11 protein-coding genes are annotated in these 12170 nt (G+C 34.3%); 8 read left to right on the top strand and 3 right to left on the bottom strand.

Going from position 1 to position 12170, the window contains the following annotated elements:
- Positions 1-102: 102 nt before the first annotated feature.
- The 7 genes from rimK to E0I61_RS12120 all read left to right on the top strand — a co-directional run bounded on the left by rimK (position 103) and on the right by E0I61_RS12120 (position 5474).
- On the top strand, positions 103-1476 hold the full coding sequence (gene rimK / locus E0I61_RS12150; protein ID WP_131995193.1) for a 30S ribosomal protein S6--L-glutamate ligase: 1374 nt from the start codon (positions 103-105) through the stop codon (positions 1474-1476).
- Positions 1477-1533: 57 nt separating this feature from the next.
- Positions 1534-2049 (top strand): DUF421 domain-containing protein, encoded by a 516-nt coding sequence (locus E0I61_RS12145; protein ID WP_131995196.1) that lies wholly within the window; start codon positions 1534-1536, stop codon positions 2047-2049.
- A gap of 76 nt (positions 2050-2125) precedes the next feature.
- Positions 2126-2722 (top strand): Crp/Fnr family transcriptional regulator, encoded by a 597-nt coding sequence (locus E0I61_RS12140; protein WP_394346066.1) that lies wholly within the window; start codon positions 2126-2128, stop codon positions 2720-2722.
- A 273-nt stretch (positions 2723-2995) separates the two neighbouring features.
- Complete coding sequence (locus E0I61_RS12135; protein ID WP_132071724.1) at positions 2996-3874, top strand: pirin family protein; 879 nt, start codon at positions 2996-2998, stop codon at positions 3872-3874.
- Positions 3875-3906: 32 nt separating this feature from the next.
- Complete coding sequence (locus E0I61_RS12130) at positions 3907-4797, top strand: pirin family protein (protein WP_132071722.1); 891 nt, start codon at positions 3907-3909, stop codon at positions 4795-4797.
- Positions 4794-5186 carry an OsmC family protein gene (locus E0I61_RS12125; protein WP_132071720.1) on the top strand — a complete coding sequence of 131 codons (393 nt, stop codon included), beginning with the start codon at positions 4794-4796 and terminating at the stop codon, positions 5184-5186. Before E0I61_RS12130 ends, E0I61_RS12125 begins: the two co-directional genes overlap by 4 nt.
- A gap of 6 nt (positions 5187-5192) precedes the next feature.
- Positions 5193-5474 (top strand): GNAT family N-acetyltransferase, encoded by a 282-nt coding sequence (locus tag E0I61_RS12120; protein WP_132071717.1) that lies wholly within the window; start codon positions 5193-5195, stop codon positions 5472-5474.
- A 74-nt stretch (positions 5475-5548) separates the two neighbouring features.
- Here E0I61_RS12120 and E0I61_RS12115 read toward each other — a convergent pair whose 3' ends face one another.
- From E0I61_RS12115 to hutH, 3 genes are read right to left on the bottom strand one after another with little or no spacing between them, the layout of a single operon-like run.
- Positions 5549-6841: an inorganic phosphate transporter gene (locus E0I61_RS12115; protein WP_131995214.1), complete on the bottom strand. Its 1293-nt coding sequence runs from the start codon at positions 6839-6841 to the stop codon at positions 5549-5551.
- A 30-nt stretch (positions 6842-6871) separates the two neighbouring features.
- Positions 6872-7516: a DUF47 domain-containing protein gene (locus tag E0I61_RS12110; RefSeq protein ID WP_131995217.1), complete on the bottom strand. Its 645-nt coding sequence runs from the start codon at positions 7514-7516 to the stop codon at positions 6872-6874.
- A gap of 49 nt (positions 7517-7565) precedes the next feature.
- A complete protein-coding gene (gene hutH, locus E0I61_RS12105; RefSeq protein WP_132071715.1) occupies positions 7566-9080 on the bottom strand; it encodes a histidine ammonia-lyase in 1515 nt (504 codons plus the stop codon).
- 638 nt (positions 9081-9718) lie between these two features.
- Between hutH and thrA the strand changes: the two genes are divergently transcribed.
- The gene (gene thrA, locus E0I61_RS12100) at positions 9719-12166 is read left to right on the top strand and encodes a bifunctional aspartate kinase/homoserine dehydrogenase I (RefSeq protein ID WP_132071713.1); all 2448 of its coding nucleotides are present in this window, start codon (positions 9719-9721) and stop codon (positions 12164-12166) included.
- The last annotated feature ends 4 nt before the right edge of the window (positions 12167-12170 follow it).

Genomic DNA, 12170 nt, shown 5'->3' with positions numbered 1-12170 from the left:
TTTTTATAACATAACGGGTTTATTCTTTACAGTAAACACACTTTTTTTGAAAACAAATATTTACATTTGATTTTTATAAAAAAGGTTAATTAAAATTAATTTATGTCAGATAACAAAGTTATTCTAGGTAGTGAAGAATGGTGTTCCTTTCCAGAATTAGGGATTCCTACTATTAAAGCCCGAGTAGATTCAGGTGCAAAAACATCCGCTTTACATGCTATAAACATTGCTCCATTTATTAAAAATGAAAGCAACTGGGTGAAATTTGACATTAACCCGATACAAAATAATCTAAAGACGGTAATTCATTGTGAAGCACCTTTAATTGACAAACGCATCGTTAAAAGTTCGAGTGGTTTTAGAGAACAGCGCTATGTTATTCAAACAAATCTACAAATAGGAAGTTCAAAATGGCCTATTGAAATGACGTTAACCAATCGAGATTCTATGGGTTTCAGAATGCTTTTAGGCCGTGAAGCCATGAGCGGAAGAGTGCTGGTTGATCCGGAACAAAAATATCTTTTAGGGCAGCCTACTTCAGATGCTTTAAAAGAATTGTATAAAAACTCTGAGAAAGCAAGCTCTGGTTTGCGGATCGGGCTTTTGGCAAGTAATCCTGAATTGTACAGCAACAAACGTATTATGGAAGCGGGTGAAATGCGTGGTCACGAAATGCATTTTCTGAACATCAAGGAATGTTACATGAAACTGGATGCAAAAACGCCTGAAATTCATTATCGTGGGGGTAAAATACTAAATCAATTTGATGCCATTATACCCAGAATCAGGCCTAGCATTACTTTTTACGGTTGCGCTTTGACGCGACAGTTTGAGGCATTAAAAGTATATTGTTTAAATTCATCTAACGCAATTACACAATCACGCGATAAATTATACTCTTTGCAATTACTGTTGAATCATGGCGTAGAAATTCCTACTACTGGTTTTGCTAATTCTCCATTGGATACCGATGATTTGATAAAAATGGTTGGTGGTTCTCCTTTAATTGTAAAATTATTGGAAGGCACGCAAGGAAAAGGAGTTGTATTAGCGGAAACAAAAAAAGCAGCCGAAAGTGTTATTAATGCTTTCAAAAGCTTAAATGCCAATATACTAGTTCAGGAATTCATCAAGGAAGCCAACGGAAAAGACATTCGTTGTTTTGTGATTGACGGAAAAGTAGTTGCTGCCATTCAGCGTGAAGCGATGCCTGGCGAATTTAGGGCTAACATTCATCTTGGAGGAACTGCATCGATTATAAAAGTAACTGCGGAAGAAAAGAAAATTGCCATAAAAGCAACGAAAGCAATGGACCTAAAAGTGGCAGGAGTCGATATCATTCGTTCTTCAAAAGGACCATTATTATTGGAAGTAAATTCATCGCCAGGATTGGAAGGCATTGAAGGCGCTACCAATAAAGACATTGCAGGAGAAATGATAAAAGCGATTGAGAAGAATTTTAAGCTAAAACAGTAATCAGCCTCAGTTTTCAGCCTATTGAGAAACTTTGAACTTTATATATTAAACAAAAAAATGAACGAATATCTTGATATAATACTTCGAAGTACTGCCGTTTATTTTTTTATGGTTATCGCCTTGCGCATTTTTGGCAAGAAAGAATTGTCTCAACTGAACACTGCCGACGTGATATTGATATTACTGATAAGCAACTCCGTTCAGAATGCTATGGTGGGAAATAACACGAGTCTTTATGGAGGATTAGCTGCGGCAACTGTATTGTTTACCATCAATTTTATTTTAAAGAAATTGATATACAAATACAAGAAATTCGGTGCTTTTATGCAGGAAAAACCAGAAATTCTAATTCATAATGGCAATTTGGATTTTAAAGTATTAAGCAAATTAAACATTTCTTCTGATGAATTAAAAGAAGCGATGCGTGAACATGGCATTGAATTTTTTAAAGATGTAAAATTGGCGATGCTAGAAATAGACGGAAATATTAGTATTATATCCGGAGACAAAAATTTAAAACAAACCCATTATAAACGCAAACGCAATCACAAAAATTTGAGTGGAATAAATTAGACCTAAAGAACACAAAAAATATTTAAAGGAGTTATAAAAAAATATAAAACAGAAGTATCACTGTAGCCCTGAAATAATTATGCTCGATTCCTTCAAAACTTATTTTCAATCGAAAACAGATTTAACCGATGAACAATTCCATTCGATTACGGATACGTTGCAATCCAAAAAAGTAGAAAAAGGTTCCATTCTACTCCATCAAGGTGACATTTGTCATCACTCTTTTTTTGTATCCAAAGGATTATTGCGTTCCTACACCATAGACGAAACCGGAAAAGAACATATCATTCAATTTGCGCCTGAAAATTGGATAATTTCGGATAGAAGCAGCTTTTATTTCAATGAACCTTCTGAATTATTTATTGATGCCATTGAAGAAACGGAAATTGTTTTTATCGATAAAAACTTCATTAATGCCGCAGCAGAAATCAGCGTTTCTTTTCGACAACAGGACAATATTGCTTTGCACAATCACATTCGCCAACTTCAAAAACGAGTCAATCTTTTACTGGGAGCCACAGCTGAACAACGGTATTTGGATTTCATAGCCATTTACCCAAAGCTTACTTTACGGATTTCGCAGTGGATGATTGCTTCCTATTTAGGCATTACACCCGAAACTTTAAGCAGAGTTCGCAAGGAATTAGCCAAAAGGAATTTTAAACCTTATTAACCTCAGTTAGATTATCAATTTTTAACCAGATACATAGAAAAAATATTTTTAAACATAATTATACTATCTGAAATAGAGCAACGCGACTTTTTTAAAATGCAAAATTCTATGTTTCTATGTGGTTTAGATTTTTTTTTTTTACAATGTGTTTTACATTTTGATATTAATCAAGTTCAGGTTATTAATTTCCTTGCCCATTCATTTCTTATCCTACATCAATGCGTCTAGTATTAAATCATAGTAAATTTGTACTATAATTTAAATACTATAGAAATGAAAACAAAAAACGTAGAATTAGTATTAGCTCCGCCTACACCACATATGGTTGGTGACGGATTTAGAGTCCATAACTTTATTCCGAGTGGTCGTAATTTAGATATGAAAAGAATGAGTCCATTTATTATGATGGATTATAATTCTAAATTTTATTTTCCTCCAACAGATCAACCCAGAGGCGTAAGCGTCCATCCACATAGAGGTTTTGAAACCGTTACAATTGCCTATAAAGGTAAAGTGGCACACCATGACAGTTCAGGAAATAGCGGGATTATTGGCGAAGGTGACGTACAATGGATGACTGCAGCTTCGGGAATTTTACACAAAGAATACCATGAAGAAGAGTTCAGTAAAAATGGTGGCGATTTTCAAATGGTACAACTTTGGGTCAACCTTCCGGCAAAAGATAAAATGTCAACCCCAAAATACCAAGGAATTACCAACGACCAAATCAATAAATTTGAGCTTCCTGAAAATGGCGGTGAGATTGAAGTCATAGCAGGACAATACGAAAATGTGAAAGGTACCGCTTCAACATTTACACCAGTGCATTTACTAAATGCCAAATTGGATAAAGGCGCAAAATCATCTTTTAATTTTCCGGCAAACTACAACACCGCATTATTGGTGATTGAAGGAAGTATAAAAGTTAATGATGTGAAAAATGTTCCTGCAAACCATTTTGCATTATTCGAAAACGAAGGAGAAGAATTTATCATTGAAGCCACTGAAAATACAATCGTTTTGATTTTAAGTGGAGAACCCATCGATGAACCTATTGCAGCTCACGGTCCGTTTGTGATGAACACCCAAGCCGAAATCATGCAAGCATTCAATGATGTGAATATGGGCAAATTTGGATTTCTGGAAGATTAATTCCTTAAATTTATAGTTTAAAAACAAAAAAAATGTCAAACATAAAACTGATAATAGAAGAACGCCCAAGCAACATTGGCAACTTTATGGTTGGGCGATTGCTTCCCTTTAGAGAAAAGAGAATGGTTGGACCATTTGCATTCATTGACCACATGGGACCAACCTGCATGAGCGATTACGAGAACCTAGATGTCCCGCCGCATCCACATATTGGACTTTCTACTTTGACCTATTTGTTTGAAGGAAGTATTATGCACAAAGACAGCCTGGGAACTGAAATGGAAATCAAACCCGGGCAAATCAATTGGATGACCGCTGGAAAAGGAATTGTTCATTCCGAACGAACACCTCAGTATTTGCGTAATTCCGATAAAATGTTACACGGACTTCAAATTTGGGTAGCATTACCAAAGGATTTAGAAGAAATGGAACCTTCCTTTTTTCATGTTCAGGAAAAGGAAATTCCAGAATGGAAACTGGATAATGTTTCATTTAAACTCATAGCAGGCGAAGTTCTTGGCAAAAAATCTGCCGTTCCGGTTTATAGTCCGCTTTATCTTTTAGAATTAAAAAGTACCACCCGCCAAACAGTCACTATTGGTGACCATTTATTTGGCGAAAGCGGTTTGTATATTTTAGAAGGCAGTATAGAAAGTGAAGGAAATGTTTTTGGTCCAAAACAACTTTTAATAGCCAAAGACAGTAAACTCTGCACTTTCGAAATGGCAGAAAATACCACCATTTATATTTTTGGAGGAGAACCTTTTCCTGAAGAAAGAATTATCTATTGGAATTTTGTGGCTTCAAGCAAAGAATTGATTGAAAAAGCAAAAGAAAAATGGCTAGCGCAGACTTTTGATAAAGTTCCGGGCGAAAACGAATTTGTTCCGCTTCCGGAGCAAAATAAAAATTTTCGATTATGATTAAAATAATAGCACATACTGGCACAGAACTGTACAAAACAGAAATAAAATTGGCTAACCATACTATTATTTCTGATGAACCTGAAAGTAGTGGAGGAAAGGATTTAGGCTTTGAACCTAAGGAATTATTGGCTTCATCATTGGCGGCTTGCACGAGTATTACAATACGGATGTATGCGAACCGAAAAGGATGGGATTTAACCGATGTAAAAGTTGAAATCACTTTTGATACGGATCCAGCAGAAAACAAATTTAAAATAATTCGCAACATTCAATTCTTCGGAGATTTAGACAATGATCAAAAAGCCCGATTATTAAACATAGCAGATAAATGTCCTATACACAAAATTTTAACCAATCCTATCGAAATAACAACAGAATTAAATTAGAAACTCATGATAATTGAACAAATAAACGAAACCAAAAACGGCTATTTTAAAGCTATTCTTAATGAAATAGAAGCCGGAAGAATGACGTATACCTGGGCTGGAATCGATAAATTCATTATCGACCATACCGAAGTAAACCCCGGTTTTGCAGGTCAAAGTGTGGGTAAAAAACTGGTAATGGCAGCGGTAGAATTCGCTAGGGAAAACAATCTTAAAATCATGCCTCTATGTCCTTTTGCGAAAAGCGTTTTTGACAAAACTAAAGAAATACAGGATCTTCTGTTTTAAAAAATTTAATTTTTTAAAACATAAAAAAACCATTCGTTGACGAATGGTTTTTTTTTATGATTGTTATTTTAGCATTAAAGAAAAATACTAAAAATATAGTACAATATTGCAGCCAAAATTGCCGAAATTGGAATAGTTAAAACCCAAGCCCATAATAAGCTAACAGTCATCCCCCAACGTACGGCTGATACTCTTTTAGTAAGCCCAACTCCAATGATAGATCCAGTAATAGTATGCGTTGTACTTACAGGCACTTTAAAATGTTCTGTAAAATATAATGTCAATGCTCCAGCAGTTTCTGCGGCAACACCTTCAAAAGAAGTCACTTTTGTAATTTTTGACCCCATTGTTTTGACGATTTTCCATCCTCCGCTTAAGGTTCCTGCCGCAATAGCAGAATAACAAGCTAAAGGAATCCAACCTGGCATTTTAAATGCACCTTCATCGTTTGGCAGCACTACATCTAACCAAGCTGGTAAGGTTTCTTGTGCTACTCCACTAGTATGAATATAAACAGCAACAGCTGCAGCAATAATACCCATCACTTTTTGTGAATCATTCCCACCATGTCCTAAACTAAAGGCTGCTGAAGACAATAATTGCATTTTTTTCAACCATGCCGTAGCTTGATGTAAATTTAAACTACTGAATATTAAACAGAATGTGCTTATTGACAGGACTATAAAAGCCACCAAAAACCATTTGATATTATGTGCTTCAAAAGCGACACTCCAAAAATGAGATTCGAAACGAGGATGTCCTTTCTTTATTATATCTTCATAATAATGCATCTGACTTTCCACAAACCAAATTGTCAAGACCATTAAAGAAGTTGTAAAAATCTTTGGGTAAATACTCTTTTTAGAGGCATTAAGAAGCCATATCGATATCAAGTAAGAGATTAAAGCCCCTAACAATGGTGCCAATATAATAAAAGCAACAATGATTAAAACTCCTGAAGGCATACCACCATCTTTTCCTTCTTTGTACCAAGAAACTACACCAAAACCTGCATGAGCAATTGCTGCTCCGGCAAAACCACCAATTAAGGTATGTGATGAACTGGATGGAATTCCTTGCCACCAAGTAAATAAATTCCAGATGATAGCCGCTATTACACCGGCCAGGATTACAACCAAGTTGATATCCATGGTATTGGCTGTTTTTGCAACAGTATCTGCTACACCAAAACCAAAAACCCAATACGCCAAAAAGTTAAAAAAAGCCGCCCAAACTACTGCTTGGAAAGGGCTTAGTACTTTTGTGGCAACAACGGTTGCTATAGCATTGGCAGCATCATGAAAACCATTAATGTAATCAAAAATTAAAGCCAGAACTATAATAACTATAAGTAAAGTAAATTCCATAATTATAATTTCAGAATAAAACCGATTGAATTAAGAATGTTTTACAGAAATTGATTCTAAAACACTCGCTACACTTTTACATTTATCCGCTGCAGTTTCTAAAACTGACAACACTTCTTTGTACTTAATAATGTTTTTCGCATCCGTTTCGTTTTCAAATAAATCAAGAACTGCTTTATCATAAACATTATCTGATTTATTTTCTAACTTGTTAATTCTAACACAAGCATCAGTAATATTCTTAATTTTTTTTAAATCTCTTAATTCTCTTACCGCAACATCAATATTTTGACAAGCTTCAAGATTGATTTCAGTTAATTTTCTGATCGATTTTGTGATTTTATCCACTTGATACAACTTCATTCTACTTGATGCACCCTGAAGGTTATCCGCAACATTGTCTATTGAAGTAATTAGTGCGTGTATATCTTCTCTATCGAATGGAGTAATAAAGTTTCTACTTAACTCTAAATTTGTTTGACGAGTTATGTCTTCTCCTTTTTGCTCTAAAGCATCAATTTTTTGAAAAAGAACATCACGTTCCTTCAAAGGAAGATTTACTGCTTCATGCAAGTTTGTAGCAATTTCAATTAAATTACTAGAAGCTTCCTCAAAAAGAGGGAAGAACTTTTTATCTTTAGGAACCAAAAATTGGAAAAAATTATTTATATTCATTTCATTAAAATTTAGTTCGGCAAAATTACTTCATTATTTAAAGCTAATGTTAAGCTAATGTTAACAAATCGTCTTCGATTTGAAAACTATTTAAAAAAGAAACCGTCTTCTCAATATCGTAATGTAAAATTCTGTCTTCTTTTATCAAAGGAACTTCTTCACGATACGCACTTAAAAACATTTCTATAAAATCACTGGATTGCAACGGTCGTCTGTATTCTATAGCTTGAGAAGCATTCATCAGTTCGATAGCTAAAATTCGTTCTAAATTATCCAAAACGCGTAAGGCTTTTGTAGCAGCATTTGCTCCCATGCTTACATGATCTTCTTGTCCGTTACTGGAAACAATACTGTCAATACTGGCAGGAGTCGCTAATTGTTTATTTTGACTGGCAATACTCGCTGCTGTGTATTGCGGAATCATCAAGCCGGAATTCAATCCCGGATTATCTACTAAAAATGCAGGAAGATTTCGCAACCCAGAAATCAATTGATAGGTTCTACGTTCCGATATACTTCCTAATTCAGCCAACGCAATTGCCATGAAATCTAACGCTAATGCCAATGGCTGTCCATGAAAATTACCTCCGGAAATGATTTGATTACTTTCAATAAATATATTTGGATTATCCGTAACCGAATTAATCTCTGTTTTGAAAACTTTCTTTACGTAATCAAAAGCATCTTTTGATGCTCCGTGAACTTGCGGCATACATCTGAAAGAATACGGATCTTGAACATGTATTTTTACTCGTTCGATGATTTCGCTTCCTTCCAAAAATCCTTTTATACGATTTGCCGTTACTATTTGACCTTTATGAGGTCTAATAAAATGAATCAACTCATGAAAAGGTTCTATTCTTCCATCAAAAGCTTCCAATGAAATAGCTCCAATCAAATCTGCTAAATAAGAAAATTTGCTGGTTTTCATCAAAATATGCGCGCCATACGCACTCATAAATTGGGTACCATTTAATAAAGCCAATCCTTCTTTAGACTGCAGCACAATTGGTTTCCAGTCAAAATGTTTTAAAACTTCACTTGAATGTACTTTTTTACCTTCAAAATACACATCGCCTTCACCCAATAATGGTAAAGATAAATGTGCCAAAGGAGCCAAATCTCCCGAAGCTCCAAGAGAACCTTGCGTATAAATTACCGGAAGAATATCATTATTATAAAATTCAATTAAACGTTCCACGGTTTGCAATTGGATTCCGGAATGTCCATAACTCAAGGATTGGATTTTTAGCAACAACATCAATTTTACAATTTCGGCTGGCGCTTCCTCTCCCGTCCCACAAGAATGCGATTTAACTAAATTTTCCTGTAGTTTGGATAAGTTCTCATTTGATATTTTTACATTACATAGCGAACCAAAACCTGTATTTATACCATAAATAGGTTCAGAATGAGAAGCCATTTTTTTGTCTAAATAATCCCTGCATTTTTGGATATTAACTTTGGCTTCTTCAGACAAAGCCAATGATTTATGATGTGAAATAATTTCTTCTAACGTTTCAAAACTGAGTAACTGAGTACTTATATAGTGTGTATTGTCCATTTTTATTTTCTAATTAAAGGGTAAAATTCAATAAATCTATATTAATAAACAACATTTATTGATGATAATTTAAAATTCAAATCTAAAAACTAACTAACATTAGGTTTTATGCATAAACAGTTACAAATTAATTAACTTAAGATCTGAGATATAAGGTCCTGAAATTAATACGAGTTGCCATAATAAATTTAGAAATAGTCAATATAACTATTCAAATCAGCTTTATTAAAGGAACTAAATATTTTTATTAAAGTTATTAAATGAATTGCAAATCGTTTAATAACTTTAATAAAAATACGAATAACTCCAACATAGACGCTAAAAATTAACCAATATTCAATAATCCTCTAATTGGAATTAAAAAATTAAAATATTCGCAAAAAATACAATTAAAGGCTTCCCTTTTTATAAAAAACTGTACTTTTGAGAAATCAAATGACAAACAACAGAACAACATATCACACTTCGATAACAACTCAACTTTGGGTTGCTTCTTCTGTTACATTTACTACAACAACTACTACCCCTTAGGGGTATACATTTTACATATAATCCTATTTGTTATATTTTTTTTCTAAAGAAAGAAAGTATTTGAATATATAATAAACATTTGCATTTTTAAAATAAAACAAACAAAAATGAAAGTATTAAAATTTGGTGGGACTTCGGTTGCCAATGCACAAAACATAAAACGGGTTTTAGATATCGTCATCAATAAAGCAAAAGAAGAAAAATTAATCGTTGTAGTTTCTGCTTTTAGCAAAGTCACTGATTTGCTTCAACTTGCTTCCCAAAAAGCCGCTGCCGGCGATGAAAGCTTTAAAGAAATTCTTGCCGATTTAGAGAAAAAACATTTAGACGCTTTAAAAGAACTTATCCCAGTAAGCGAACAGAGCAGCCTGTTAAGTCATATCAAAAGAATTATCAATCATCTTGAAACACTGTTAGACGGTTGTTTTCTTTTAGGTGAATTATCTCCTAGAACCTCGGATACCATTTTAAGTTTTGGCGAATTATTGTCTTCTTACATTATCGCTGAAGCATTAAAACAAAATCTAAAAAATAGTGCTTATAAAGACAGTCGCGAATTGATAAAAACAAATAATCATTTTGGAAAAGCGGTAGTTAATTTTGAAATTTCTAATCAATTAATTGCTGATTTTTTTGCTTCGAATGAGAATCAAGTAGTTGTAATGCCCGGATTTATTGCCGCATCGCTGGACGGAATCAACACCACTTTAGGTCGCGGTGGTTCTGATTATACTGCCGCCATTCTCGCCGGAGCTCTGAATGCAACTGACTTAGAAATTTGGACTGATGTCAACGGAATGTATACTGCCAATCCAAAAATTGTAAAACAGGCACAACCTATTGCATTCATTTCCTATCAGGAAGCTATGGAATTGTCACATTTTGGTGCCAAAGTTTTATATCCGCCAACCATTCAACCGGTGTTGAAAAAAAACATTCCAATTCTTATCAAAAATACTTTTGAACCGGAAGCCGAAGGAACCTATATTTCAAATCAAGAAATGGATCACACAAATCCTGTAAAAGGAATTAGCCATATTGACAATATAACTTTAATTACGCTTGAAGGGTCAGGAATGATTGGTGTTGCCGGTTCATCCAAAAGACTTTTTGAAGTATTGTCATATGAAAATATCAATGTGATTTTTATTACACAAGCCTCATCGGAACATTCTATTTGTATCGGAATTCTAAATTCTGACGCTGATGTTGCTGAAGATGCGATCAACTGCGCTTTTGAAGTGGAAATTTTGCAAAACAAAATCGATCCTTGTATTGTTGAAAAAAACCTGTGCATCATTGCTTTGGTTGGCGAAAACATGAAAAATCATCAAGGTTTAAGCGGTCGAATGTTCAGCACTTTGGGTAAAAATAACGTGAACATCCGAGCGATTGCGCAAGGTGCTTCCGAAAGAAATATTTCGGCAGTAATCAACGAAAGAGATGTAAAAAAAGCACTGAATTCGTTGCATGAAAACTTTTTCGAAGAAAACACCAAACAATTAAACCTATTTGTAATGGGCGTTGGAAATGTGGGGGAGAAATTCATTGAACAAATTTACCAGCAAAATAAATTCCTAAAAGACAATCTAAAAATAAACGTAAGGGTTATTGCGCTGTCTAATTCCAGAAAAATGCATTTTGACGAGGACGGAATTTCCTTAAAGAATTGGCAATCAATTTTAGAAAACGGCCAAGTAGCAGACAAAGAAAAGTTTCTTTACAATGTAAAAGAGCTCAATTTACGCAACAGTATTTTTGTTGATATTACTGCAAATGAAAGCGTATCTAAAACCTACGAACAGTATTTAAAACGCAATATTGCCGTAGTGACTTGCAACAAAATTGCCTGTGCATCAGAATACGACAATTATAAAAATCTAAAGAAATTATCCAGAAAATTCAATGCCCCTTTCCTTTTTGAAACCAATGTTGGAGCTGGATTACCCATCATCGATACCGTAAAAAACCTGATTGCTTCAGGTGATAAAGTGAATAAAATTCAGGCAGTTTTATCGGGAAGTTTGAACTTTATTTTCAATAATTTCAATGAAAATAACACTTTTCATAATGTCGTCAAAGAAGCTGGCATACAAGGATTTACAGAACCAGACCCAAAAATTGATTTGAGCGGAATTGACGTTGCCAGAAAGATATTGATCCTGATACGAGAAAGCGGTTATAAAATGGAAATTGACGAAATCACAAACGAGTCATTCATGCCTGCTGAATGTTTGGATACTACAAATAACGAAGCCTTTTTTAACTCTTTAATTACACACGCTTCCCATTTTGAAACTATTTATAAGGAAGCATTGAGTAAAGATTCCCGTTTGAAATACGTAGCGCAATTCGAAAACGGAAAAGCAAATGTTGGTTTGCGTTTTATCCCGAAAGACCATCCTTTTTACAATCTGGAAGGAAAAGATAATATCGTATTATTTTTCACGGACCGTTATGTTGACCAACCTTTATTGATAAAAGGTGCCGGTGCCGGAGCTGCAGTTACGGCTTCAGGAATATTTGCTGATGTGATTAGAATTGGAAACATATAATTCA

The sequence above is a fragment of the Flavobacterium ranwuense genome, from assembly GCF_004349315.1.
In the GTDB taxonomy this organism is placed as follows: domain Bacteria; phylum Bacteroidota; class Bacteroidia; order Flavobacteriales; family Flavobacteriaceae; genus Flavobacterium; species Flavobacterium ranwuense.
Note: the sequence above shows the minus strand (reverse complement) of the source record. Positions and strands in the feature narration are given on the sequence as shown.

Bases quoted from the DNA above. Each gene is read 5' to 3' on its own strand.
- E0I61_RS12120 (WP_132071717.1), top strand. From the start codon at position 5,193: ATGATAATTGAACAAATAAACGAAACCAAAAACGGCTATTTTAAAGCT.
- E0I61_RS12110 (WP_131995217.1), bottom strand. From the start codon at position 7,516: ATGAATATAAATAATTTTTTCCAATTTTTGGTTCCTAAAGATAAAAAG.
- thrA (WP_132071713.1), top strand. From the start codon at position 9,719: ATGAAAGTATTAAAATTTGGTGGGACTTCGGTTGCCAATGCACAAAAC.
- E0I61_RS12135 (WP_132071724.1), top strand. From the start codon at position 2,996: ATGAAAACAAAAAACGTAGAATTAGTATTAGCTCCGCCTACACCACAT.
- E0I61_RS12115 (WP_131995214.1), bottom strand. From the start codon at position 6,841: ATGGAATTTACTTTACTTATAGTTATTATAGTTCTGGCTTTAATTTTT.
- E0I61_RS12145 (WP_131995196.1), top strand. From the start codon at position 1,534: ATGAACGAATATCTTGATATAATACTTCGAAGTACTGCCGTTTATTTT.
- E0I61_RS12130 (WP_132071722.1), top strand. From the start codon at position 3,907: ATGTCAAACATAAAACTGATAATAGAAGAACGCCCAAGCAACATTGGC.
- rimK (WP_131995193.1), top strand. From the start codon at position 103: ATGTCAGATAACAAAGTTATTCTAGGTAGTGAAGAATGGTGTTCCTTT.
- E0I61_RS12125 (WP_132071720.1), top strand. From the start codon at position 4,794: ATGATTAAAATAATAGCACATACTGGCACAGAACTGTACAAAACAGAA.
- hutH (WP_132071715.1), bottom strand. From the start codon at position 9,080: ATGGACAATACACACTATATAAGTACTCAGTTACTCAGTTTTGAAACG.